The sequence below is a fragment of the Flaviflexus massiliensis genome (assembly GCF_001375495.1).
GTDB classification, from domain to species: Bacteria; Actinomycetota; Actinomycetes; order Actinomycetales; family Actinomycetaceae; genus Flaviflexus; species Flaviflexus massiliensis.
In genome coordinates, this window is record NZ_LN831057.1 from 426372 (window position 1) to 451539 (window position 25168).

Sequence of the window (25168 nt, forward strand, 5' to 3'; positions counted from 1 at the left end):
CAGCATGAACACGACCAAGGCCCCGCGCCGCACCCGCCCCCGAATCGAGACCGGATTTGCCACCTCGATCGGGAACGTGCGCGATAAGCAGGAGGACCGCTACCTGGGTGGGGATCCGATTATTGCAGTCGCGGATGGCATGGGCGGACTGAGCCGCGGCGATGTTGCGGCCGAAACCGTCATCGACACCCTCTCCGCGATTACCTTCACCGGCACCACCGTCCAGGCCCGCAAGGAAATCCGCAAGGCTCTTGCCAAGGCATCGGCGAAGCTCGCCAAGTCCGCACAGAAGAAGAACGCGAGCGAATCGGGTACGACAGTCGTGGGCGCGGTGCTGGGTAGGGGCACAGCCAAGAACTGCTGGCTGGTGTTCCACGTGGGTGATTCCCGACTCTACTCTTTTGGAGATGGTGAGCTGATCCCGCTCACCACGGATCACTCGATCGTTCAAGAACTGGTCGACACAGGAGCCCTCACCCCGGCTCAGGCCCGGATCGATCCTCGCCGCTCCATCGTCACCCGTGCCATCGGAACCGCCGTGCCGGCGGAACCCGACTTCCGACTTGTTGAAGCCACGGGGCAGCTGCTCATGGCCTGCTCGGATGGGATCACGGATGAGCTGGACGATGAGGATATTGCCTGGATTCTCGAACAAAACGCCGACCTTGAACTTGATGAACTAGCGCAGAAACTCGTGGATTCTGCTCTCGAAGTCGGCGGACACGATAACGCCACCGTTGTCCTCGCACGGGCCATTCCGGATACTATGGTCACCACGAGGGAAGGAAGTTCAAATGACCGTATCGATTGAATTTGTTGGAGAATGGTACACGGTCGATAAGGAAGAACCATTCCTTATTGGGCGTGAAGGTCCCCTGCAGCTCGACGATAACCAGTACCTGCACCGCAGGTTCCTCACCATCAGCTACGTGGACGGCATGTACTGGATCGAAAATGTCGGTTCCCGCCTGTCCGCGACGCTCGCCGATAACGATGGTGCGACCCAGGCCTACCTCGCACCCGGTGCGAAGCTCCCGCTCGTCTATCCCCAAACCGTTCTGCTGTTCACCGCGGGACCGACGACGTATGAGATGACGGTCTTCAATGATGAACCCGCCTACCTGCCGTCCCACGTGGCCGATACGGATGATGCGGGGGAGACCACGATCGGACCGGTCGAGCTCACGCCGTCCCAGATCCTCCTGATCCTGGCGCTCTCAGAGCCCGTTCTCACCGGACGCGGCACCACCTCCTCCATTCCCTCTTCCCAGCAGGCAGCCGACAGGCTCGGTTGGCCGATCACGCGCTTCAACCGCAAGCTTGACCATATTTGTGAGCGCCTCACCCGGTATGGAATCCGCGGACTTCACGGTGGCCCCGGCAAGCTCGCTGTCAACAGGCGTGCACGCCTCGTCGAGCATTCGGTTGCAACCCGCCTCGTCACCACCGATGATCTCTACAAGCTTGAGAACCCATCTGAGTACGACGACGCCAGCTAACAGCAGCACGGTTATCAGGTAGCGAAACTCGAAGAGAACTCAATCATTAAGATAGGGGCCCGCACGAACTTTGATTCGTGCGGGCCCAATCCTTTCTGATTGTCCTTTCCTGATTGTCCGGGCTGACTGTCCTGGCTGAGTGTCCTGTTCCCACTTCTGATCATGGACAAAGTTCTGCCCAAAGCTCGGGGAGATCAGTGGTGTCGAGATTCTTTTCCCGTGTATCAATCACCCACAAGTAACCAGTTCTCTGCCGGATAGTGGCCACGTTGTGGACGTTCGACAGAATTGGGGGACTGAGGCGTACAATGTTCCCATGCGTAACCTCCTGCTTAGTTGCCGCGGCGAGGCCTGAAACGACCGGCCCCTCCCCGCGGAGTTCTCGTTGCGCCGGTCCCATGAGACTGACAAGTAAAGCAGGAGAAACGTGAAAACCACCGGATCAAATAATCAGCAGCGCACTTCCGGAATGCCGTTCAGCAAGTACCGACCATTCCTCGACACGAACCCGGTTGAGCTGCCGAATAGGCAGTGGCCCAACCGCCGGATCGAGAAGGCCCCCAGGTGGCTTTCAACAGATCTGAGAGACGGTAACCAGGCCCTCATTGAACCCATGGATCCCGCCCGCAAGCGCGCCATGTTCGACCTCCTCGTCAAGATGGGATACAAGGAAATCGAGATCGGTTTCCCCGCTGCCTCCCAAACTGACTGGGATTTTGTGCGTGCTCTCGTCGACGACGATGCTGTGCCGGAGGACGTGACTGTTTCCGTCCTCACCCAGGCCCGTACAGACTTGATACATCGGACCGTGGACGCTCTCGAAGGCTTCCCGCGGGCCACCGTCCACCTCTACAACGCGACCGCACCCGTATTCCGCAACGTCGTATTCCGCAACGACCGGGAAGCAACCAAGCAGCTCGCAGTTGCTGGCACCCAGGACGTCATGGACTATATGGAGAAGAAGATGGGTGACGACGTCGTGGTCGGATACCAGTATTCTCCTGAAATCTTTGTTGACACCGAGCTCGACTTCGCACTCGAAGTGTGTGAGGCGGTCATGAACGTGTGGCAGCCCGCTCCGGACCGCGAGATCATCCTCAACCTGCCGTCAACCGTTGAACGCTCCACCCCTAACGTGTACGCCGACCAGATCGAGTGGATGAGCACAAACCTGCCCAGGCGCGAACACGTTGTTCTGTCCGCCCACAACCACAACGACCGCGGCACCGGTGTGGCTTCGTCGGAGCTAGCGATGCTCGCAGGAGCAGACCGTATCGAAGGCTGCCTGTTCGGTCAGGGCGAGCGCACCGGGAATGTCGACCTCGTCACCCTCGGCCTCAACCTGTACACGCAGGGCATCGATCCGCAGATCGACTTCTCCAACATTGACGAGGTGCGTTCCGTGGTCGAATACTGCACCCGCATGGAAGTCCCAGCCCGCGCACCCTACGCCGGCGATCTGGTCTACACCTCATTCTCCGGTTCGCACCAGGATGCGATCAAGAAGGGCTTCGAGGCGCGTAAGAAGAAGATCGAAGAGACGGGCGACAACACGTGGGACCTGCCGTACCTGCCCATTGACCCCGCCGATCTCGGACGGTCCTACGAGGCCGTTGTTCGCGTCAACTCCCAGTCCGGTAAAGGCGGTGTCGCCTACCTCCTGTCGACAACACGGAACTTGGATCTGCCTCGCCGTCTCCAGATCGAACTCTCCTCGATTGTCAAGAACCACACCGACAAAACCGGTGGCGAGGTCACGGCAGACGAACTGTGGCACATCTTTGCTGACGAATACCTGCCGGCCTCCGAAGTGAACGGTTTGAAGCCCTGGGGGCACTACGCACTCAAGGGCACAAACATTGCCACGGGTGAGGATTCCCGCTCGGACCTGACCGCGACCTTCTCCGTAGCTGGCAAGGACCAGGAGATCCACGCTTCGGGGAACGGGCCGATCGACGCATTCGTTAACGCGATTGAGCAGCTCGGCCACCGCATCCACATCCTCGACTACCAAGAACATGCGCTTGCCGAGGGTGGGGACGCGACAGCGGCCGCCTACGTGGAAGCGGAAATTGACGACACGATCATGTGGGGTGTGGGTATCGATCCGTCCACGCTCACCGCATCGTTCAAGGCCATCATCTCCGCCCTTAACCGAACCCGCCGATAGTGCCTACCCTCCCGCTCTTAGGGAGCGGGAGGGTACTAGAATGGTGGGGTGAAACTTTACCGTGACCAGGGGATTGTCCTGCGCACCCACAAGCTGGGTGAAGCAGACAGAATCATCACCCTGCTAACGCGTACACACGGGAAAGTCCGTGCCGTGGCGAAGGGCGTGCGCCGAACCAAATCGAGGTTCGGTGCACGGCTCGAACCCTTTTCACACGTCGATGCTCAGATCTATCGCGGCCGTACCCTCGATATTGTTACCCAGGTTGAGTCTGTCCACGCCTACGGTCGAGAGATTTCGGCGGACTACGAGCGCTACACGGCCGGTGCCGTCATTGTCGAAACTGCCGACAAGTTGGTGTGGGATGAGGGGAGTCCGGACATTCAGCAGTACCTGCTGCTCCACGGTGCGCTCCACTCACTCGCCAACAACGAACACCGGCCCGAGCTGATCGCCACCGCCTATCTCCTGCGCGCTTTTGCCTACGCGGGCTTTGAACTCGCGACCAGGGACTGCGCCTCGTGCGGCATGCTCGGCCCCCACAGCGCCCTGTCGATTCCCGCCGGCGGAACCGTGTGCGCCGATTGCCGCCCACCCGGGGCGAGCATGCCCGACCGTGAATCCGTTGTTCTCCTGGGCTCAATGCTGGCAGGGGAGTGGGACGGCGCTGATGAACAGCCTGAACGCATCAGAAACGAAGCCACGGCACTGGCCTCCGCCCACGCCCAATGGCATCTCGAACACAAGATTAAGTCACTGTCCCTGCTGACCTAGAAGGCAGGCGAGGCGAAGGTAATCGCCTGACCAGCAAGAATCGGCCTGACCAGTGTTTTCTCCGCACGGAGCAACGCTGGCGGTTTCGAAGCCTTTCATAGGCATGGAGCCAGGCAATCGTTACACCAGCTGGGATGGTTGTCGTGCAGGTTCCCCGCCGCGTGCGCGGGTACGATAGCGGAAGCTCAAATCGTAGGAGAGGAACAGTCATGGAACCCGTGAGCAAGCCCGGACTCACCCCGCCCAACATCCCGCCCGACCTGGTACCCGGGCACGTGGCAATCGTCATGGATGGGAACGGCAGGTGGGCGAATGCTCGGGGACTACCCAGAACCGAGGGTCACAAGAAGGGTGAACCGGTTCTCCTCGATGTCATTGCGGGTGCGATCGAGCTCGAGGTGAAAGAGCTCTCCGCCTACGCGTTCTCGACAGAAAACTGGTCCCGTAGCCCCTCCGAAGTTCGCTTCCTCATGGGCTTCAACCGGGACGTGATCCGCAGGCAGCGTGACACTCTGAACGAGTGGAATGTGAAAGTGCGCTGGGCCGGGCGCAAGCCGCGACTGTGGGCCTCGGTCATCAAAGAACTCCAGGTCGCTGAAGAAATGACGAAGGACAATGACGGCCTGATCGTTAACATGTGCGTCAACTACGGAGGCAGGCCCGAGATTACCGATGCCATGACTGCGATTGCGCACGATGTTGCGGGTGGCAAGCTCAACCCCAAAAAGATCGATGATGAGCTGATCAATCGTTACCTGTACCAGCCGATGAGCGACGTGGACCTGTTCTGGCGTTCGGGTGGTGAACAGCGACTGTCCAACTTCCTCCTGTGGCAGTCCGCCTACGCCGAGATCGTGGTCACCGATAAGCCCTGGCCCGAACTGGATCGCACGGACCTGTGGGCAGCGATAGAAACGTATGCGCGACGGGACCGGCGGTGGGGCGGAGCCGTGGACGCTACCGCATCGGATCCTGCTGAGCAATAGAATAGAACCATGTTGTCTCGACTTGATCTTCGTTCCGGCGTCAACGCCACCACACTCGCCAACTCTCTACCGCGAGCAGCACTCAACATCGATACGGCACTGGAAGCGGTCCGTCCCCTCGTCGAGGACGTTCGCGAGCGCGGAGTGGATGCACTGCTCGACCAGGCTGAACGATTTGATGTCATCCGCCCCGACAGCATTCGCGTACCCCAGGAAGCGATCGACCGGGCACTTTCTGACATCGATGCTGACTTGAGGGACGCTATCGCTCTCTCGATCGAGCATGTCCGGGCCGGCCACGAGGCGCAGATGCCGAAGGAAAAGTCAGTCGACATCATTCCCGGTGGCACGGTGACCCAGCGCTGGATCCCCATGCGCCGAGTTGGCCTCTACGTTCCCGGCGGGCTCGCAGTTTATCCATCATCGGTTGTCATGAATGCCGTGACCGCGCAGGTTGCTGGCGTCCCCTCGATCGCCCTCACCTCGCCCGCGCAGGAACGCTTCGGGGGACTCCCGCACCCAACGATTCTTGCTGCCTGCGCGCTGCTCGGAATTGATGAGGTGTACGCGGCGGGTGGCGCCGGTGCGATCGGTATGTTTGCCTACGGCGCGGGCGAATGCGAGCCCGTTGATGTCGTGACCGGGCCGGGCAACATCTATGTCGCAGCCGCGAAGCGGCTCGTCCTCGGCACCGTCGGGATCGACTCGGAGGCGGGCACCACCGAGATTGCGATCCTTGCTGACGAGACCGCTAACCCCCGCTACGTGGCGGCCGACCTCCTGTCGCAGGCGGAACACGACCCGGCAGCGGCGTCCGTTCTTGTCACCGACTCGGTTGAGTTGGCCGATGCGGTTGATCGTGAACTGGAGGACCTGGTCGCCTCCACCAAGCATGTGGAAAGAGTGCGCACAGCACTTTCTGGACCGCAGTCCGGCACCGTTCTTGTGGCGAATATTGAGGATGGGCTGGAGGTCATCAATGCGTACGGGGCGGAACACCTCGAGATTCATACCCGGGACGATGAGGAGGTTGCTTCTCGTGTGACGAGTGCGGGTGCGATCTTCCTTGGCTCCTACACGCCGGTTCCCGCGGGTGACTATCTTGCTGGATCAAATCACGTGCTACCTACGGGCGGTACCGCACGCTACAGTTCAGGACTCAACGTTCACGTGTTCCTCAAGTCCGTACAACAGGTCAAATACACTCGTGAGGCACTCGAGGAGATCACAGATCCTCTCGTGACGTTTGCGAATGCGGAAGACCTACCCGCGCACGGAACGGCTCTCGAAGTACGTCGGGGCTAGGTTGCAACGCGGTAACAATATCGCTTGTGCCTGGACTTGTGCTAGATGCTGATTGATAGGATCTCTGTTGGTCCTCAATTGAAAGGTATTTCGGAGAAGTGTTTAACCCTGGTGTGGCGTTAGTTGCCCTCACCGCTATTGGCGGGGGCACAGATTCGGTCGCACCCGACTACGTGAGCGACGTTGACTTCGATTCGTCGGTTGTCAGCAGGACTCAGACTGATTCCGAAGTTCGTGACACGGTTGCGTCATATGGGGAGCTGTACGATCTTTCGTGGAATGACGCTTATGTCTGGTATCTCGATGAAGATAACCGGTACTACGGACTGTTGGATGCGGCGGAGAAATTCTCGAGCATCTACCAGGGCTATAGCTTCGACGATGGCATCGTGACGATCTGGGTTACCAGCCCGGTGAAGTCGGGTGGCATCGCCGATCTGCTTGAAGACTACGACATTGAGGCCGAGGTCAGGGTTGTTCCCTCCGATGTGAACCTGGAGCGTTCCGCCTACGATTTTGTGAGCCGCTACGGCTCATCCGAGTACTACCTGGCTCAGCCGAGTACCGATGGGCAGGGTCTCGTCGTCTACTCGAGCTCGGAAGAAGCGGCAGACCGCGGTCCCGAACTGCTCGGTACCGTTATTGACGGCGTCCCGATCGAGTACGTGTACTCAGAGTAAAGGGTCGGACCGTCTTGGCGCCCGCACTCAGCAGGAGCTGCCCCGTCACGGTCATCGTCCACCCCTCATCCCACTCCGTCCCAAGAAGCAAAACGTGCGATCCGGCAATGGCTGACACGTGCGCAAGCTTCGGATCAAGACGAAGCAAACCAGCAAGCCTGCTCACCCGTTCGGTAGCGGACATTCCGGGCTTGAGCTCGCGCAGTCCCGTTACCTCACCGCCGTCGCGGGCACCGAGGAGAATACGGATGCCGGAGGACAGGTGGTTGAGTAACTGCGGATGTGTGAGCGAGGGTGCTCGCACAACCGTGTCCACTGTCGTGCGCCCCGATAGCTGACCCCACGAACTAAGCAGGGCAAGGCACGTGGGGCGGAGCGTCTCTGGGAAGGGCCCGTCGGGCAGGGTAAGTACCTCCGCAACGTCCTCACCCAGTCCCAGGTCACCAAGGTGAGCCAGAGCCTTGCCCGGCAGGAGCCGCGAGGAAGACGGGATTCGAGAGCCGGAGGGCCACACGCCGAGTGAGGGAAGGTCCACCCCGCGCTGCCATTGCTCCTCCAGAAGGGCCCGAATCCGGGCGGTTACGACGCGATCCTCGCTGATTCCCAGTGAGTCGATATCGTGGTAGGTCTGCACACCGGGGAGCTTCTCACTGCCCGCCGTGAGATATCCGCGTGTCGCCTGCGCCTCGACCTCGCCTCGGGGGAGAGGGCGTCCCTTCCTTACGGTTGAGAGCGGTACTCCGCCGCTTCGGCACACGAGCTCCACACCATCGAGCTGTACGGGGTTGCCGACGTTGACCTGGATGGGGCCGGGCGAGACACGGATGTGCTCTATGAGCTGTGCGAGCCTTCGGGGGAGTTCTGATGCGCGGGACATAGCACGATCGTGCCACCTGGAACGGACAAATACACTCTCGGAACGGAAGGTATCTTGGGCTAAAATGTTGTCCGTGATTGAATCTGGGATCATTCTTGTTGGCACCGACGGCTCGCACCGTGCACGCTATGCAGTGCTCGAAGCTGCCCGCATTGCACAACTGTCCGGATCCCCTCTGAGGGTTCTCAGTGCCTACTCGCCCCTGTTCGCGATCATGGCCTACGATCCGGAGCCCCCGAAAGAAGAGATCGACCGCATCGAGACTCTGCTGGAAGATTCCCGCAAGCTCATCCGCTCCACCTATCCCGACGTCACGGTCGAGACCTCGTGGGTGCTGGGTGAACCGGCCAACGCACTCATTGACGCATCGCGCGATGCTCGACTCCTCGTCGTGGGAGCACGCGGTCAGGGTGCGGTCCATCGGATGCTAGTCGGATCCGTGGCCACGAAAGTTGCGACCCGCGCCGCCTGCCCCACGTTTGTTGTGCGCGATGGTGACTACGACCGGGAAGGACCCATCACGGTTGGGCTAGGGCCGGAAGAAACCTCCATTGGGGCCCTTGAGATTGGCTTCCGTCTCGCACGCGCCGAAGGCGCGACCGTCCATGCGCTCCGCGCTCACCAGCACAGCGCGGCAGGTGTCACGAACATTCCCGAGGGACACCGCCGGGACTGGATGGAGGGGGAGATCCAGAAGTCCGTTGACCTATCGAGGGGATGCTTCGATCAGGTGCAGGCAAAATATCCCGACGTGACTGGGGAATTCGTCCACCTCCAGGCGCACGCAACAGACAGCCTGATCGACGCGGCCGCGAGCAGCAGGCTCCTGGTAGTCGCCCCGAATGGGACGTCGATGACTAAGCGCGCACTGGGCTCGGTCGCCCTCGCAGTCCTCCACCACGCACCCGCCGTGCTTATTGCCCGATAACACCAACCATCGGAGTCTGTGTCGCATGCCGGTCGTGTCACTGGTCTCGCTCGAGTCACTGACCGCGATAGTGGCACGGGAATCTGGACGGGAATGTCGCACGAGTGCCCGATTTCGTAGACTTGGCTTGTGACCATTCCATATCGCCCCGCCCTTACCGGCCTCGAACCCTACGGTGCGCCCCAGCTGGATGTTCCCGTTGCTCTCAACGTGAACGAAAACCCGTACGCACCTAGTCCCGCACTGATCGCAGACATCGCCAAAGCGGTGTCGGAGGCGGCCGCCACCCTCAACCGCTACCCCGACCGTGAATTCATGGGCTTGCGGGAGGACTTGGCGGACTACCTGGCAGTTGAATCAGGTGTAAGACTGAGTCCGGAACAGGTGTGGGCCGCTAATGGTTCGAACGAGGTGATGCTCCACCTGCTCCTCGCATTCGCAGGTCCCGGACGCACGGTCATGTCCTTCAGCCCCACCTATTCGATGTACCACGAGTACGCGCGGGACACCGATTCGACTTGGGTGGCAGCACCGCGGCTAGAGAACTTTGCCCTCGACCTCGACCGGATCGAGTCCGCATTCGATGAACACCGGCCCGCAATCATCCTCCTGGCGAGCCCCAACAACCCAACCGGAACCGCACTGACCGAGCAGGAGCTACGGACCGTCCTGGAAGCCTCGAAGGGCAGGGGCCCAAGAGATGCTGAGGGTGCCGACTGCCTCGTCGTTGTTGACGAGGCCTACGGGGAGTTCCGCAGGGACGGAGTGCCGTCCGCCCTCAAACTTCTTGCGGACTACGACAATCTCGTGGTCTCCCGCACAATGTCGAAGGCCTTCGGTGCAGCCGGACTCCGCCTCGGATACTTTGGGGCCAGTACCGAGATCGTGGACCAGGTCAGAATCGTGCGCCTGCCCTACCACCTCTCCGCCATCACCCAGGCCGCGGCCCGCGCGGCACTCGATCATGCCGAGGAGCAGCTGGCGCAGGTGGAGACGATCCGGGAAGGCCGGGATGCGATGGCGGAGCGTCTAACTTCGCTAGGCTTAGACGTGGCACCATCGGACGCGAACTTTGTCATGTTCGGGACCTTCCCGGACAGGCACCGCATCTTTACTGAATTATTGGATAGGGGAGTTCTTATTCGCGAAGTCGGCCCAGTGGGCTGGCTCCGAGTTTCGGTGGGAACACCGGAAGAGAATGAGACTTTCTTTGCAGCACTGGAAGAGGTACTGGCATGAGAACAGCAACAATTGAACGCGAGACGGGCGAATCGAAGGTCAAGCTCACGATCGACCTGGACGGTGACGGCACCTCGACAATCGATACGGGAGTCCCGTTCTACGATCACATGCTGACCGCGCTGTCCCGCCACAGCCTCATCAACATGGATATCCACGCCCGCGGTGATGTCGAAGTCGACGTCCACCATACCGTGGAAGACACCGCGATCTGCCTCGGCGAAGCACTCCGCGTCGCACTCGGCGATAAACGTGGCATCCGCCGTTTCGGCGACGCCACCGTTCCGCTGGACGAATCGCTGGCAAGGGCCGTTGTCGATATTTCCGGTCGCCCTTTCCTTGTCCACGACGGTGAGCCGGCGGGCCAGGAATACCACCTGATCGGTGGCCACTTCACCGGGTCCATGACCCGCCATGTCTTCGAAGCCATCGCCTTCCATGCTGGTATTTGCATGCACATTGATGTCATCCGTGGCCGGGACCCCCACCACATTGTTGAATCACAGTTCAAGGCGTTCGCACGGGCCCTGCGCACCGCAGTTGAGCCGGATCCGCGCGTCACCACAATCCCATCCACCAAGGGGACCTTGTGAGTGCAAACTCCAAACGTTATGTCATCCTGACGCCTTTCAAGAAAGCCGACGTTCTCGCCGGCCTGTGCAAATTGCACGGCTTGGATGTGTGGGTTGTGCCGTCGAAGGCCGGTGCCATGATCGTGCACGACCTACCCGTTCCCGTGTTTGATGACTGGGATATTTCCGAACTTCTCGGCGGAGTGTCAGCAGAAGGCGTAAGTGAATCCGGACAGCCGAACGACAATGCGGCCGACGGTGCGCTAGAAACTCCTGAAACCGCCGCGTTCGAAACTGACGCTCGGGAAGACGATCCTGCGACGGACAAAAATACTGCTCCTGAGACAGGTGACGAAGACGGAGCGGACCAGGATAGTGCAGAGGATGCTGACGAGGATAGTCAGCAGCTCGACGCCAATGATCAGCATGCTGTTGCGAAGCGGCTTGCACGCCTGTCGCGTGCCGGCGTCATCGTTCTCACCTCCGAGCTGGGAGAAGACGTTGGCAACGAGGTCGGAGTTTCCGGGCTGGTGACAGCACTGACCTACGACTCGAAAGGCAACGCGACCGACACACCTGCCGGACTCATCGTGGCAACGGGGGAGCCCATCCTCGAAGATCTCCTCCTCGGTTCGACAAACCCGCAAGACGCGAAGGGTGCGATCCAGTCCGGAAGCATCAAGTCCGATTTCCTTGAGGGACTCGCGCACGGGAAGAGGGATGCTGGTCAGGTTATGCCGCCCCGCAAGCCCCGCCGCTTCTTCGGGAAGGACCCGAAGTGAACGTTGTCGTTTTCGACTACGGTTCCGGAAACGTGCACTCGGTTGCGCGTGCCCTCGGGGCCGCAGGTGCCGACGTCGAGCTGACCTCCGATCCCGCGAAGGCCATGGCGGCCGACGGCCTGGTCGTACCCGGTGTGGGAGCATTCGACACGGTCGTGTCCAGGCTGCGTGCCCTGCGCGGCGAACGCTTCATCGAACGCCGCCTTGCGGGCGGTATGCCCGTCCTGGGCATCTGCGTGGGACTCCAGATCCTGTTCGAAGGATCCGATGAACACGACTCAACGAAACCGGGTCTCGAGCAGTTCCCGGGCCGAGTTACACGCATCCAGTCCGACATCGTCCCCCACACGGGCTGGTCAACCGTCGAGGCCGCACCGGGCTCCAAGCTTTTTCAGGGCATCGAAAACGAACGCTTCTATTTCGTCCATTCCTACGGCGTCCACACCGATCCGGCCGCCAAAGCCGATGAGAGGTTCGAGGAAATGGCGGTGACGTGGGCCGAACACGGCTCACGCTTTATTGCCGCCATCGAACAGGGACCGCTCTCGGCAGTACAGTTTCATCCAGAAAAGTCAGGCGAAGCAGGCCTTCAACTGCTCCGGAACTGGCTCAGCACACTCAAGGACAGGTCATGACCACACCACTACAGCTTCTGCCCGCCATCGACGTCGTTGACGGGAAGGCCGTTCGGCTCCTGCGCGGCGAGGCAGGAACCGAAACCGGATACGGCGACCCGCGCGATGTTGCACGGGACTGGATCGCGGGCGGAGCGACCTACATTCACCTCGTCGACCTCGACGCAGCATTCGGTCGCGGACACAACCGCGACCTGCTTCGCACCATTGTCGAAGAGTCCGACGTCCGAATTGAACTCTCCGGTGGCATCCGCGACGATGCCTCGCTCAAGGCCGCACTCTCATCGGGCGCTGCCCGAGTCAACCTCGGCACCGCAGCACTGGAGGACCCGGAATGGACTGAACGCGTCATTAAGGAATACGGGGAGCAGATCGCGGTTGGTCTCGACGTTCGTGGTCGCACCCTGTCGGCGCGGGGATGGACGAAGGACGGAGGAGAGCTGTACGAAGTTCTCGACCGCCTGAACGAAGCCGGATGCTCCCGCTACGTCGTGACCGACGTCGCGAAGGACGGCACCATGGAAGGTCCCAACACTGTCCTGCTCTCCGATGTGTGCGCCCGCACCGATGCCCCGGTCATCGCCTCCGGTGGTGTCGCCACCTTGGGTGATATCGAGGCACTGCGTGCGCTGACCGATATTGGTGTGGAAGGTGCGATCGTTGGTAAGGCGCTCTATGCCGGCGCCTTCACCCTTCCGGAAGCTATCGAGGTGGCAGGCGAGCAGTGAGTACCGCTCAAGACAAACTCAAGCCCAACCCGTTTGCATCGGATGATGGCAGTGCCGTACCGGCACTAGCTGAGGCACTCGAGATTGGCGAGTTCGCACCCCGCCTGGAAGCGATCGTCAAGGTCCTGCCGACCGCGCGCGTGCTCGTCCCGGTCCTCGCACACGACCATCCCGGACGCACCGCAGATGGCGGCGTGGTCGAGCATTCTGCACGGGAGAAGGATCCGTGCAAGGCGGCCGCAATGCTGGCCGTGGAGGCTCCCGATGGGCGGGCCGCCATGCCCATCTTCTCCTCCGCCCAGGCACTCCTGGCCTGGAATCCGCAGGCGCGCCCCGTTCCCGTACACTCCCAAAACGCCGCCATTGCGGCCGTTGCCGAGGCCGACGCGCTCCTGGTTCTCGATGCTGGGTCCGATCGTCCCATGCTGTTGGGCAGGCCGGCGGTCAACGCGCTGGCCACGGGCGAGGAATGGACGGCACCCTGGCACGACGAAAACCTGCCAACCATTCTTGCCCGCACTCTTGCCGGGATCCCCGGTCTCAAGGGCTTACAGATCACGCCGGGACGCAACGCCGAAACCGCCATCGTCATCGCAGTTGACGGGGATGCACCCCGTGATGAAGTTTCGGCGGCACTAACGGAGGCAAGTCAAAGACTCGGTAGAGTCGACGAACTCACCCACCGGGTTGACTCGATCGAACTCATTCCCGCGCGCACACAAAGCTAAGATAAAGCTAAGACAACGCAACAGAGCTGGAACAACACGTTCGAGAACGGAATCTATGCGGATGTGGGTTCGTGAGTGGCCCGGCCCAGTCGCCCCTACTCACGAGCCCACTAATCCCGAATCCCACTGGTTCGGACCCTGTTTGGATTGAAACGTCCAGGGTCTGTTCAGCTTCAGTAATGAAGAACACAGAAGTCTGATAGAACCGGTCTGCTAGAATAGTGAGCGACCGACCGGTCACATGGACCGGAACGCAAGCGGAGAGATCCCACCTGGGTACCTGAGGTACCGGGTTATGAGAGTCACGAGGGCATGTTATGCCCCGATGGCACCTCTGCTCCGTGCGCGTACACGTCGAGAATACAGAGGAGCAATTATCAACGAACCAAGAGTCAATGAGCGGATCCGAGTGCCCAAGGTACGTCTTGTCGGTCCCGCCGGCGAGCAAGTGGGTGTAGTCCGCGTCGAAGACGCACTGCGCCTGGCACAGGAAGCCAATCTTGATCTTGTCGAGGTTGCGCCGAACTCTGAACCTCCTGTAGCCAAGCTCATGGACTACGGCAAGTACAAGTACGAGGCCGCCATGAAGGCACGCGATGCTCGCCGCAACCAGGTGAACACGCAGCTCAAGGAGATCAGGCTTCGCCTCAAGATCGATACCCACGACTACGAAACCAAGAAGGGGCACGCCGAGCGATTCCTTCACGGTGGCGACAAAGTCAAGGTAATGATCCAGTTCCGTGGACGTGAACAGTCGCGTCCCGAAATGGGAGTGAAGCTCCTGCAGAGAATGGCTGAGGATCTCGTTGAGGTCGGCACCGTCGAATCGCACCCCCGTCAGGATGGGCGCAACATGGTGATGGTGCTTGCCCCGATCCGCAAGAAGTCCGAAGCCAAGTCTGATCAGCGTCGTCGCCGTGAGGCCGAGCGCGAAGCGCGCCGCGCCGAGAAGACCGACAGCTGACACTCCCCGCCCGCGAACACAACTTCGTGGCTTACGAAAGAGGAAACATCCATGCCTAAGAACAAGACGCACTCCGGTGCCAAAAAGCGCTTCCGCGTAACAGGATCGGGCAAGATCATGCGCGAGAAGGCCGGAAAGCGCCACCTCCTCGAGCACAAGTCGTCCCGTCGCACCCGCCGCCTGTCCTCGGACCAGGTTGTCAGCCCGGCAGACGCCAAGAACGTTAAGAAGATGCTCGGCCTTTAGGTCGACAAGGAGGATTCATCATGGCACGTGTGAAACGCGCAGTAAACGCTCAGAAGAAGCGTCGTACCGTCCTTGAGCAGGCCAGCGGCTACCGCGGCCAGCGCTCACGCCTGTACCGCAAGGCCAAGGAACAGGTAACGCATTCGTTTACCTACAACTACCGCGACCGCAAGGTCCGTAAGAACGAGTTCCGTAAGCTGTGGATCTCCCGTATCAACGCAGCAGCTCGCGCCGAAGGCATGACCTACAACCGGTTCATGCAGGGCCTGAAGCTCGCCGAAGTTGACGTTGATCGTCGCATGCTCGCAGAGCTCGCAGTGAACGAACCCGCTGCCTTCAAGGCACTCGTGGAGACCGCGCGCAAGGCACTCCCCGAAGATGTGAACGCCCCCAAGGGCGAAGCAGCCTAAATACGATCAATTAGATCGATAGGATGGGGCCGGCACGTGTTGCCGGCCCCATTCGTCACGAAAGAAGCACATGCGCAAATACCACGACTCGTTCACCGGCCAGCTCCAGAAAGTACAGGGACTCTACCAGGCTAAAAATAGGTCCACGTACTCTCAGGAAATCGCTGAAGGACCCCAGGCCGTTCGGGAGGCACTGACGTTCGCGGGGGAGCGTGTGCGCGACATTTACGTCACCGAGGACGTGCTCGAACGATATCCCGAATTTGAATCGTTGACCGATGGGCACTGGACCCACGTGGTACCCAACCAGGTGCTCTCACAGGTCTCTACCGACTGCCAGGGCATCCTCGCCGTTCTCAACACTGCACCTGCACGGGATGTTGATGAGTTGTTTGAGGGCACGGACCTGGTTCTTTTGGGCGTGGAAATGCAGGATCCGGGCAACGCGGGAACCGTTGTGCGAACTGCCGATGCTGCGAGTGCGGGAGCGGTCTTCTTTGGTACCGGCTCCGTCGACCCCAACTCACCCAAAGTCATCCGGTCCGCGGCAGGCTCCACCTATCACATCCCGGTCTCTTCAGGGCACGACCCGCGCACGATCATCGCCAGCGCCAAAGCCCACGGATTCCAAGTGATCGCAGCCGACGGTCACGGAGAGCTTACCCTGGGGGATAGGGAACTTGACCTCACCGGTCCGACTCTGTGGGTGCTCGGTAACGAGGCGCGCGGACTGACCGCTGATCTCATCGATCGTTGCGACATAATCGTGTCGATCCCGATCCCCGGTCAGGCCGAGTCGCTCAACGTCGCAACCGCCGCCGCCATCTGCCTATACGCGAGCGTTCTCGCCAGGCCCTCCTAGACTGGACTATCCTGAAGGCGGAAACGTTAGGGGTCCGTCAGTGTCAAAGTTGAGAACCGTCGCCTTCGGGGCGGGTGCCGTGATTGCTGGAAGCCAGGTCATGGCGCGCAGAGCGCGCCGTGTCTCCAACCAACGCAAACCCTTCGCCCGCTACTGGGAGCAGTCCAATCTTGCGATCATCTCCAAGATTCACCGCAACCGCCAAGCCGGCATCGCCGACCCACTGATCTACGTGGCTCTTGGGGACTCGGCCGCCCAGGGGCTTGGTGCCGAGCATGTCTTCGACGGATATGTTCCGCGTGTGGCAGCCGCGCTGAAGGACATGACCGGGCGCGAGGTCGCACTCATCAACCTTTCGGTCTCAGGGGCTGTTATGCCCTCCGTTCTGACCCACCAGATCATGTCTCTCAAGGGCCTCGAATCACAGGCCGATATTGTTCCCGACGTCGTCACGCTGGATGTGGGTGGCAACGACGTTGGATACGGTATCGATCGGCATCTGCTTGCCGAATACGTATCCGCACTCACCGCATCCCTACCACCCGGCACGTTCATCTCCGACGTCCCCTCCTTCGGCCCCGGACCATTCGGAGCACGTGCCAAAGAACTGTCCTCCATGATCCACTCCTATGTGGACCGGGATGGTCACCACCTGGTTGAGCTTGAGAAGTTCACCAGCTCGCTGCCGCTTGCCAGCTATCTCTTCCGCTACCATTCAACGGACCTGTTCCACCCGAACACGCACGCCTACCAGCATTGGGCACAGCTGTGGGCGGAAAGGATCGCACCCACCCTCAATGCCCCCACGGTCGAGATAGCGGATGTGGCAGCGTATCAGCCCTGGGCGTAGTGACCGCCGGAACAAATTGATCTCATAAGAAGTTGCACCCGGGAAGCGCACAAACCGTGATGCACAAAATTGTGAACGATTGTGATTCTCGTGGAGTGATCGCACGCGACGAGCAATGTGCATTGCAAATCCGTGTACTCCCCACCTGGAATTCTTAGGCAGCTTGCAAACTTCCGTGGCTCCCAAACGGAGGTCACACAACAACGACGTGGAAAGGATGGCTGTGTCCCAGCTCTTCACCCCCATCACCATCAACAACGTGACAGCGCGCAACAGGGCGTGGATGTCACCCATGTGCCAATACTCCGCATCCCCAAGCGGAGACGATCTGGGACGGCCCAATGACTGGCACTACGTTCACTACGCGAGTAGGGGATGGGGAGGGGTCGGCGCGATCATCGTCGAATCCACGGCAGTGACAGCGAACGGTAGGATCTCCCCCTACGACCTCGCCATCCACAACGATGACCAGATACCATCCTTCACAAGGCTCGCGGAACTCATCGTGTCCACCGGCGCGACGCCGGGAATCCAATTGGGCCATGCTGGGCGTAAGGCATCGGGACCGCGTCCCTGGGAACCCGAGGTTCTGCACCCGAAGGATTCGGAGCTGGGCTGGGAGCCCGTGGCACCATCACCCATCCGCTTCTCAGGCTCATACGAGACACCCCACGAACTTACTGAGGACGAGATCCTTGATCTTATTGACTCGTTCGTTGAGGCGGCACGCAGGGCAGTTGAAGCCGGGTTCGAGATCATTGAATTGCACGGAGCCCACGGTTACCTCATTCACGAATTCCTGTCACCGCTTTCCAATAAGAGAACGGATCGGTGGGGACAGGACCGGATGCTCTTTGGTCTCGAGGTCATCAAAGCTGTCCGCGCTGTCGTGCCCGGTGTCCTCGCCATCCGCATTTCCGCTACCGACTGGTGCGAGTTCGTTGATGATTCGAGGCAGGGATGGACGGTAGCCGATTCGGTCGAATTCATTCGCAGGGCCAAGGAACTGGGACTCGACTTCGTCGATGTGTCGACCGGAGGCAATATCCCCGACATTCAGATCCCTGCCGGCCCCGGATACCAGGTGCGATTTGCTGCACAGATCGCAGAAACCGGAATACCAACCGGCAGCGTTGGCCTTATTACCGAAGCCACCCAGGCTGAGCAGATTGTGCGCGACAGTGCCGACGTGGCAATCCTGGGTCGCGTGCTCCTTTCCGACCCGTATGTGACGCAAGCATGGCGGGCACGGCTCCGCGAGGAACCCGAGTTCGCCCAGCCCTACCACCGTCAACTGATGCGCAGCTAACGACCGATACGCAGCTAATACAGGAGCTGTGCTTCTCTAGTTAGGAGCTGGGTAGGATGATTGTGGGGGTGAGCCGGTCAGCTCACCCCCACAACTATCTTGATTGTCTCGATTGATACCTAGTTGTAATCTCCAGTGAGGTTGGGTACGCGGCTGGCTGGTGGTTGACCTTTGAGTGAGGTGTGGCCTCGGTGGTGATTGTAGTCGTGTAGCCCTTCAGGGAAGGTAGCGACGCGTTCGTTCTCTGATGTGTAGGGCTTGGCGTAGGCCCATTCCTCGAGCATGGTGCGGTTGTAGCGTTCGACCTTGCCGTTGGTCTGGGGCCGGTAGGGCCGGGTGCGTTTGTGCGTGATGTCCTCGCCTAGCGCCTCGGCGAACGTCTTCGATCGGTAGCACGAGCCGTTGTCGGTCAGCACGCGTTTGACTCTCACACCACAGGACTCGAAGTAGCTGTTCGCCCGCTGCCAGAATCCGGCTGCGGTTTCCTTCTTCTTATCGGCCAGTGTCTCGACATACGCCAGCCGGGAGTGGTCATCGACCGCATTATGCACATAGGCATACCCAGGGCGCTGGTTCGTAGCCGTGTCGGTCTTGTTCCTCTTTCCTGCTTGGCGGCCCAGGACTTTGCGTCCTCCACCGTCGGGGATCCGGCCGAGCTTCTTGATGTCCACGTGCACCAAGTCGCCGGGGTGCTCGTAGCGGCGGATCGTCCGCCCGGTGGCTCGGTCCTGCCAGGTGAGCCTGGCCGTGCCATCACGCGACAGCACCCGGTGGACGGTCGATGGGTGGATTCCCAATTTGTGACCGATGCGGTCCGGTCCCCATCGCCGGCCCACCCGCAGGGCAATGATGCGCCGCTCGCGCCGCTTGGGAGTCTGTCGTGGGCTGTGGTGGGGGCCGACTGGAGCGGTCATGCATCCCTGCCTCACCCTCGACACGGAAACGGGCAGCTCAGCTTTGGGCGGTACTGACCGAGACTTGGAACCGCTCCGTAGCCCGCCGGTAGGACCAGCCGTCTTCGACGATGCATTTGGCGAGCTCGAGACGACCCTTGGGAGACAGGAACGCGTTAGGGTGGGACATGAAGACCTCCGGGGGAAAGTGTGAACTCTGACAAGCTCCACCTCGCCCGGAGGTCTTCTTCATGTCACTCAACCACGCCGCATGTATCTAAAGTCTGTGGAGACTACACCTAGGTGATGGCACTGCTGCAGCAAGCGACCGCGTTCGCCACCTCATTGAGGATGAGACCAGGGGCGGGGGCCGGATTATCATGCTCAGCCCCGGCGTGACCATGCTGGTCACCGTCGGTTTCTCTCCGGCCGTCCCCGTTCCCGACGGCGCCACTATTCTCACGTGTCTCGCGGCCGTATAGCATCATTACCCGGATGCCGGCGGGTACTCCATTCGGGCACGTGGTGATTGCCAAGAAGCATTCTTAGGCGGTGTCGGCGGGTGTCTGCGAGATGCGAGCTCGGTACCAGTCCGATTCCTCGAGCTTTGTCTCGAACTCCCGAATTCGAGCAAGCCCAGCGTTGAGAGAGTTATCCAATTCGACCAGGTCTTCAGGCGAAACATTCCTCGGATCCATTTCCATGGTCGTCTCGGGTAGCAGGAAGATGTTGTACAGTCTGTCGCGCTTGTTATGGCCGGCCAGTTTCCACGGACTTTCCGGAGCCGTCCTCAGATATTCCGCTGTTTCAATTAGCTGAGACTTTCTGTTTCCAGTTGCTGATGATTCGTTGAAGACAAGTTGGATATTAAACTTGATACGTGAACGGTTGCTGTCAATCGCAAGTTCGTAGTTCCAAAACGTCAGCCCATCCCAAGCGTCAGTTTGTGAGGTTTTGGGGAGCAGATTCAGCATCGTTTCTGTATAGAAGCGATAGCGGAACCACGATCCCTTTTGGTCCGGGCGCGACTCGGATGCGAAGGAGGGAAGGTTCTCCTTCCCCCACTCGATGACTTTTGCCTTAACGAGTTCTGAATAGTCGGGGAGATGCTTGATGATCAGATCGATGGCTTTCTGATGCTTGCGATAGATGCGCGCAACGATGTCATCGAGTTCGGGATCCGTCACGATATTTCTCCTGATCATGTCAATGTAGGAATCGATGAGTAATTCGGCTGTCGTGGTGAGCTGCGCACCCGATCGCGCCTGCGCGATGATGTCGGTGAGGTCGGCGTAGGACACGGAGGCCCACTGATCAGGATTCGACGACTCCGCGCCGTCTGGGGTGAGGTACACCCGCAAGACATCGTAACTGGGGAAGTTCCTGTCGATGATCGATTGGTAACGACGGAGCTGGTTGTCGTGCTCGCCCGACCAGATCTTGTTCTCGAAAGCGACCAGAACTTTGTCCCTGCCATTGACCGCCAGGATGTCAATGTGCTCGTATTCGCGTCGGATCTCGAAGTTGACCGGATCCATTTGGAGCAGCTTAAAGCCGAGGGGGTCATCAACCAGCGATTGCGAGGCGACATACTGGAAGAGGTGCTCCAACACTGCGCCGTGAAGACCGTGGGATTCCATCGGATCCAAGAGCCAGCCGATCATCGTAGAATGGCGGATTTCGTTGTGCGCTAGATTCAGGATCTCAAAGATGTTGTCACGCACGAGCCACGGGTTAAGTTCCTCGAGCGACGCAACATCGAGCAGAAACGCTTGGAGGGCTTGCCTGCCCTCAGTATTCGCTTCTTTATCGGCGCCACCTGTCATGAGTTGAGTCTATCTATGTTTCGGTCAGTATTGGGACATTTTCGTAGATCCGAGCCTCGGTTCGTAGCGTCGCCTCTTTCGACCGGATGACTGTCATTGTGTCTGTTGCTGGCCAATGATCTACCGCTGTTCGGTCGGCAAGGTTGTTTGCCTCGTCCGTGAGTGACCAGGTGTCTCCTGTCGCGATCGAATGCTGGCCAGGCCAAGGGCTCTGCCTCGCTCACGTGGATCATCGCAGAAGTAGGGGAGAGTGTGATCCTCGAAGAACTCACGAGCGGTGATAAAAGCTTCCTCAACCGTATTCGGGTCATAGCCAAGAGCGAGCGCGTGCTCAGCTTCCTTGCGTAGAAAGGCCAGAGTCTCCTGGCCTGTCATGCCTCGAATCGCCCATGCGTTCTTCACGCTATCCGAGGCAAGAGCGGCCACGTCTGGCATTGAGTCTTGTGAATAGCGTCGCGTCAGTTTCATGAAGGTGCGGCAATCATCGTCTTCTTCGGGCTCGAGGTGTTCGATGATGGAGGGGCAGAAAACCGCATACTCCCCGCATCCCACACAACGATCCATATCCTCGAAGAATCTCCAGTAAGCATCCTGAATACTTCAGCAGTGCTCGTGGTAAAACTCGCGAACGAATCATGCAGCGTTCTCACCGGAAACATGTTCGAAGGGGCGAATGTCAGCCTCGTACCACCAGTAGCTACTAATTCGCCGATCAGATGCGTTGATCCAGGCGAATGGCGAAACGATGCGCCCCAGATCCGATGTCATGATGTCCCCTTACTGCGTATTCTCACGGTAGTAGAGGCTGTGGACACACATGGACGAACAGTTTTCAGAGGACGGACCGGTACTTTGCCGTCCTGGTCGGTCACACGTGGTTTTGACGATCAGAGCGCCGCGTTTCGGCTACGCTGCTCTGTAGGCGAAAGGAGCGGGATGACTGAGCAGTCAGCGGTGTACACCGACACTCTCTTCGGCTATATCAACCGCACTCTTCCCGCCTCGAAGAAGTACTCTCCCCAGCTCATCTCCAACACCGGTGAAGCGACGATGCTCACCGCGATCAACTCCCTGCTGGGAAGCTGTCAATCGTTCGTCTTCTCCGTAGCCTTTATTTCTTCCGATGGTTTGGCGGCCCTCAAGAACGCCCTCGTAGAGACGAAGGCGCGCGGCACGATCATCACCTCGACGTACCTGGACTTCAACGATCCCGATGATCTGCGCGAGCTCCTCCTGCTGGAGAACTGCGACGTGTATCTGGCCGATGAAGAGCGGGGCTTCCACGCCAAGGGCTATATCTTCAACCACGAGGCCGGTACCACCGCCATTGTCGGCTCGTCGAACCTCACCGCCTACGCCCTCAAGGTCAATGCTGAATGGAACCTCAAGTTCTCCGCTGAGCGGGACGGCGACGTGGCGAGCCAGCTTGCTGACGCTGTGCAGTTCCAGATCGGGCGCGCTCAGCCGCTGACTGAGGAACTCATTTCCGCTTACGAGCGGCGCCGCCGGCGCCGTGTCATCGTCACCGGTGACGATGACACACCCTTGGAGGCAAACGATTCGTCGGTGGTGATTCGGCCGAATGCGATGCAGGCCGATGCTCTCGAAGAACTCGACAAGCTGTACGCGGCGGGGGAGAAGCGCGGGCTCATCATCTCCGCCACCGGTACGGGCAAGACGATCCTCGCGGCGCTCGCGGTCAAGAACGTCGATCCTCATCGAGTACTCTTCCTTGTCCACCGCGAACAGATCGCGAAGAAGGCGGCACTGGAGTTCCAGAAGGTTCTCGGCCTTGCCGATCACGAGATCGGGTTCTTCGGCGGAGGAACGCAGAACATTGATGCTCGCTTCACGTTCGCGACCGTACAGTCGCTGTCCAAGGGGGAGAACCGGCGCATATTCGCCCGCTCTCACTTCGACTACATCATCATCGACGAAGTGCACCGCAGTGGTGCCGGCACGTACCGGAAGCTCATCGACTACTACACGCCAGGCTTCCTTCTTGGCCTGAGTGCAACGCCTGAGCGTACGGACGGGTTCAACATCTTCGAACTCTTCGATTACAACGTGCCCTACGAGATCCGGCTCCGGGATGCTCTGGGAGCGAAGATGTTGTCTCCGTTCCACTACTACGGGATCACCGATTACACCGATGGTTCACAGCGGTCGATGACCCGGCAGTCCAGCTTGGAGGAGCTCACGAGTGATGAGCGGGTCGACTACATCGTCTCCAAGCTTCGGGCCTACGGGCGTGCCCGCGGTGTGTGCGGCCTCATCTTCTGTTCGCGGAACGAAGAAGCGACTCGATTGGCATCCATGCTCAACGAGCGTGCCATTGACGGTCGACCACTGCGAAGCCGGGCACTGTCTGGCGCGAACACCCAAGAAGAGCGTGAGCAGGGCATTGTTGACCTCACCGAGGGCCGTCTCGACTACCTCATCACCGTCGACATCTTCAACGAGGGCATCGACATTCCCGCTATCAACCAGGTGGTGCTCCTGCGACCCACCCAGTCCGCCATCATCTTCACCCAGCAGCTCGGGCGCGGCCTGCGCAAAGCTGCTGGCAAGACCCACGTGCGCGTCATTGACTTCATCGCGAACTACGACACGAACTATCTCATTCCCGTTGCCCTGGGTGGTGTCCAGGACGGCTCGAAGAACACGGTGCGCAAGCACGTGAGGAGCCCGGATGTTCAGGGCGCCTCGACCATCAGTTTCGAGCGCATCGCCCAGGAGCGCATCCTCTCCTCGCTCGACAAGGTGAAGCTTGCGGCTCGCCGCGAAATCCGATACGACATCAACACGCTCATGCAGCGCCTGCAGAGGGTCCCTCGGTTGGGCGACTTCGTCAACTTCGAGCTCCTATCCCCAAATATCGTAGCGGCGGCTGAAAAGCCCTTCAACTATTGGTCCCTGCTGCATCTCCTCAAGTTCGTCGACCATGGACCCACGTTACTGGAGAAGAACTTCTTGTCGTTCCTCTCAGTGGAACTACTGGCAGGGAAGCGCCCCCACGAGTTGCTCATTCTCCGGGAGCTGCTCAACCGTGGTGGCCCCATGGGACTGACGGATGTTGCTTCCCTGTTGGCCGGGGCCGGCACGACATCGGCTCCCGAGGTCGTCGCGTCCGCCGTGCGGGTGGTCACCGGCAAGTTCTTCAAGGATATTGACCGTGCTCGTTTCGGTGGCGTCGCTCCTGCGACCATTGATGATCGCGGCCTTGTGCTCGATCCGGATTTCGCCACCCTGTATCGCGCGTACAAGCCGACGGACGATTTACATTCGAGCGAGTGGGCGACGTCCTTCCGTGCCCACGTTGATGATCTCATCGACACGGGGCTCCGACTGTGCAGGATCCGTGGCAACTGGCAGGGTGGCCTCAACCTTGGCGACCAGTACACGCGTAAGGACGTGTGTCGCCTGCTTGGATGGGACCAGAACGAGACCGCCACCATGTTCGGATACAAGGTGGATGAGAATACGAAGACTGCCACGATCTTCGTCACCTACCACAAAGGGCCAGATACTGACCTGTCTGTCTCCTACGAGGACGAGTTCCTCAGTCCACGAGACATGGTGTGGTTCTCAAAGTCAGGCAGAACGACGAGTAGTCCGCTGGAGAAGAAGATTCTTTCGGGTGCCTACACCATCCACCTGTTCGTGAAGAAGCACGACTCCGAAGGAGCCGAGCACTACTACCTCGGTACTGTCGATCCACAGGGTGCTGTCGACACGTTCATGCCCGGCAAGGACAAGGATTTGCCTGTCATCAAGGTTGACCTTGAGCTTGACTCCGCCGTTGAAGAATCGTTGTACGAGTACATGCTCAGTACCGACTCGTCAGAACTGTGCCCCGATGTGTCGGGGGCGAAGATACGATGATGGTCGAGACTAACCGCGCG

Annotated in this window: 25 protein-coding genes and 1 pseudogene; 21 read left to right on the plus strand and 5 right to left on the minus strand. The window is 59.8% G+C overall.

Features of this window, described 5'->3' with window-relative positions:
- Positions 1–4 precede the first annotated feature (4 nt).
- From BN1241_RS03505 to BN1241_RS03535, 7 genes are all read left to right on the plus strand, one after another.
- Positions 5–811 (plus strand): PP2C family protein-serine/threonine phosphatase, encoded by an 807-nt coding sequence (locus BN1241_RS03505; protein WP_054952312.1) that lies wholly within the window; start codon positions 5–7, stop codon positions 809–811.
- Complete coding sequence (locus BN1241_RS03510) at positions 795–1499, plus strand: hypothetical protein (RefSeq protein ID WP_054952313.1); 705 nt, start codon at positions 795–797, stop codon at positions 1497–1499. The genes BN1241_RS03505 and BN1241_RS03510 overlap by 17 nt, the downstream gene beginning before the upstream one ends.
- Positions 1500–1926: 427 nt before the next feature.
- Entirely contained in the window at positions 1927–3669 is a 1743-nt protein-coding gene (gene leuA / locus BN1241_RS03515; protein ID WP_054952314.1) for a 2-isopropylmalate synthase, read from the plus strand.
- Between the two features lie 48 nt (positions 3670–3717).
- On the plus strand, positions 3718–4443 hold the full coding sequence (gene recO, locus BN1241_RS03520) for a DNA repair protein RecO (protein ID WP_054952315.1): 726 nt from the start codon (positions 3718–3720) through the stop codon (positions 4441–4443).
- A 209-nt stretch (positions 4444–4652) separates the two neighbouring features.
- On the plus strand, positions 4653–5429 hold the full coding sequence (locus BN1241_RS03525) for an isoprenyl transferase (RefSeq protein ID WP_147599243.1): 777 nt from the start codon (positions 4653–4655) through the stop codon (positions 5427–5429).
- A gap of 9 nt (positions 5430–5438) precedes the next feature.
- On the plus strand, positions 5439–6734 hold the full coding sequence (gene hisD, locus BN1241_RS03530; protein ID WP_054952317.1) for a histidinol dehydrogenase: 1296 nt from the start codon (positions 5439–5441) through the stop codon (positions 6732–6734).
- A gap of 98 nt (positions 6735–6832) precedes the next feature.
- The gene (locus BN1241_RS03535) at positions 6833–7414 is read left to right on the plus strand and encodes a hypothetical protein (protein ID WP_147599245.1); all 582 of its coding nucleotides are present in this window, start codon (positions 6833–6835) and stop codon (positions 7412–7414) included.
- Here the strand turns inward: BN1241_RS03535 and BN1241_RS03540 are convergent.
- Positions 7374–8291, minus strand: a complete 918-nt coding sequence (locus tag BN1241_RS03540; RefSeq protein WP_054952319.1) for a hypothetical protein — start codon at positions 8289–8291, stop codon at positions 7374–7376. The two genes, BN1241_RS03535 and BN1241_RS03540, sit on opposite strands and share 41 nt — an antisense overlap.
- Positions 8292–8364: 73 nt before the next feature.
- On the opposite strand from BN1241_RS03540, the gene BN1241_RS03545 reads away from it, so the two are divergent.
- The 13 genes from BN1241_RS03545 to BN1241_RS03605 all read left to right on the plus strand — a co-directional run bounded on the left by BN1241_RS03545 (position 8365) and on the right by BN1241_RS03605 (position 18544).
- A complete protein-coding gene (locus tag BN1241_RS03545; RefSeq protein WP_187117593.1) occupies positions 8365–9219 on the plus strand; it encodes a universal stress protein in 855 nt (284 codons plus the stop codon).
- A 129-nt stretch (positions 9220–9348) separates the two neighbouring features.
- Positions 9349–10458 carry a histidinol-phosphate transaminase gene (locus BN1241_RS03550; protein ID WP_054952321.1) on the plus strand — a complete coding sequence of 370 codons (1110 nt, stop codon included), beginning with the start codon at positions 9349–9351 and terminating at the stop codon, positions 10456–10458.
- Positions 10455–11051 carry an imidazoleglycerol-phosphate dehydratase HisB gene (gene hisB, locus BN1241_RS03555; RefSeq protein WP_054952322.1) on the plus strand — a complete coding sequence of 199 codons (597 nt, stop codon included), beginning with the start codon at positions 10455–10457 and terminating at the stop codon, positions 11049–11051. The genes BN1241_RS03550 and hisB overlap by 4 nt, the downstream gene beginning before the upstream one ends.
- Positions 11048–11812 carry a hypothetical protein gene (locus BN1241_RS03560; RefSeq protein ID WP_054952323.1) on the plus strand — a complete coding sequence of 255 codons (765 nt, stop codon included), beginning with the start codon at positions 11048–11050 and terminating at the stop codon, positions 11810–11812. Before hisB ends, BN1241_RS03560 begins: the two co-directional genes overlap by 4 nt.
- On the plus strand, positions 11809–12447 hold the full coding sequence (gene hisH / locus BN1241_RS03565) for an imidazole glycerol phosphate synthase subunit HisH (RefSeq protein WP_054952324.1): 639 nt from the start codon (positions 11809–11811) through the stop codon (positions 12445–12447). The genes BN1241_RS03560 and hisH overlap by 4 nt, the downstream gene beginning before the upstream one ends.
- Positions 12444–13175: a bifunctional 1-(5-phosphoribosyl)-5-((5-phosphoribosylamino)methylideneamino)imidazole-4-carboxamide isomerase/phosphoribosylanthranilate isomerase PriA gene (gene priA, locus BN1241_RS03570; protein ID WP_054952325.1), complete on the plus strand. Its 732-nt coding sequence runs from the start codon at positions 12444–12446 to the stop codon at positions 13173–13175. The genes hisH and priA overlap by 4 nt, the downstream gene beginning before the upstream one ends.
- Entirely contained in the window at positions 13172–13903 is a 732-nt protein-coding gene (locus BN1241_RS03575) for an SseB family protein (RefSeq protein WP_054952326.1), read from the plus strand. Before priA ends, BN1241_RS03575 begins: the two co-directional genes overlap by 4 nt.
- Before the next feature lie 325 nt (positions 13904–14228).
- On the plus strand, positions 14229–14867 hold the full coding sequence (gene infC / locus BN1241_RS03580) for a translation initiation factor IF-3 (protein ID WP_077138258.1): 639 nt from the start codon (positions 14229–14231) through the stop codon (positions 14865–14867).
- A 51-nt stretch (positions 14868–14918) separates the two neighbouring features.
- Positions 14919–15113 (plus strand): 50S ribosomal protein L35, encoded by a 195-nt coding sequence (rpmI, locus tag BN1241_RS03585; protein ID WP_054952328.1) that lies wholly within the window; start codon positions 14919–14921, stop codon positions 15111–15113.
- Between the two features lie 20 nt (positions 15114–15133).
- Positions 15134–15523 carry a 50S ribosomal protein L20 gene (gene rplT / locus BN1241_RS03590; RefSeq protein WP_054952329.1) on the plus strand — a complete coding sequence of 130 codons (390 nt, stop codon included), beginning with the start codon at positions 15134–15136 and terminating at the stop codon, positions 15521–15523.
- Positions 15524–15593: 70 nt separating this feature from the next.
- Positions 15594–16385, plus strand: coding sequence for a TrmH family RNA methyltransferase (locus BN1241_RS03595; protein WP_054952330.1), 792 nt, complete (start codon positions 15594–15596; stop codon positions 16383–16385).
- Between the two features lie 40 nt (positions 16386–16425).
- Complete coding sequence (locus BN1241_RS03600) at positions 16426–17235, plus strand: SGNH/GDSL hydrolase family protein (protein ID WP_147599247.1); 810 nt, start codon at positions 16426–16428, stop codon at positions 17233–17235.
- Between the two features lie 217 nt (positions 17236–17452).
- A complete protein-coding gene (locus BN1241_RS03605) occupies positions 17453–18544 on the plus strand; it encodes an NADH:flavin oxidoreductase/NADH oxidase (protein WP_230198257.1) in 1092 nt (363 codons plus the stop codon).
- Positions 18545–18663: 119 nt separating this feature from the next.
- Here the strand turns inward: BN1241_RS03605 and BN1241_RS03610 are convergent.
- From BN1241_RS03610 to BN1241_RS13415, 4 genes and pseudogenes are all read right to left on the minus strand, one after another.
- Positions 18664–19627: pseudogene (locus BN1241_RS03610) on the minus strand (IS481 family transposase).
- A gap of 355 nt (positions 19628–19982) precedes the next feature.
- A complete protein-coding gene (locus BN1241_RS03620; protein ID WP_054952333.1) occupies positions 19983–21263 on the minus strand; it encodes a PDDEXK-like family protein in 1281 nt (426 codons plus the stop codon).
- Positions 21264–21383: 120 nt separating this feature from the next.
- Entirely contained in the window at positions 21384–21827 is a 444-nt protein-coding gene (locus tag BN1241_RS03625) for a hypothetical protein (RefSeq protein ID WP_147599251.1), read from the minus strand.
- 69 nt (positions 21828–21896) lie between these two features.
- A complete protein-coding gene (locus BN1241_RS13415) occupies positions 21897–22031 on the minus strand; it encodes a hypothetical protein (protein WP_261795461.1) in 135 nt (44 codons plus the stop codon).
- 168 nt (positions 22032–22199) lie between these two features.
- Here BN1241_RS13415 and BN1241_RS03630 point away from each other — a divergent pair, with 168 nt between their 5' ends.
- Positions 22200–25148 (plus strand): DUF3427 domain-containing protein, encoded by a 2949-nt coding sequence (locus tag BN1241_RS03630; protein WP_054952335.1) that lies wholly within the window; start codon positions 22200–22202, stop codon positions 25146–25148.
- The last annotated feature ends 20 nt before the right edge of the window (positions 25149–25168 follow it).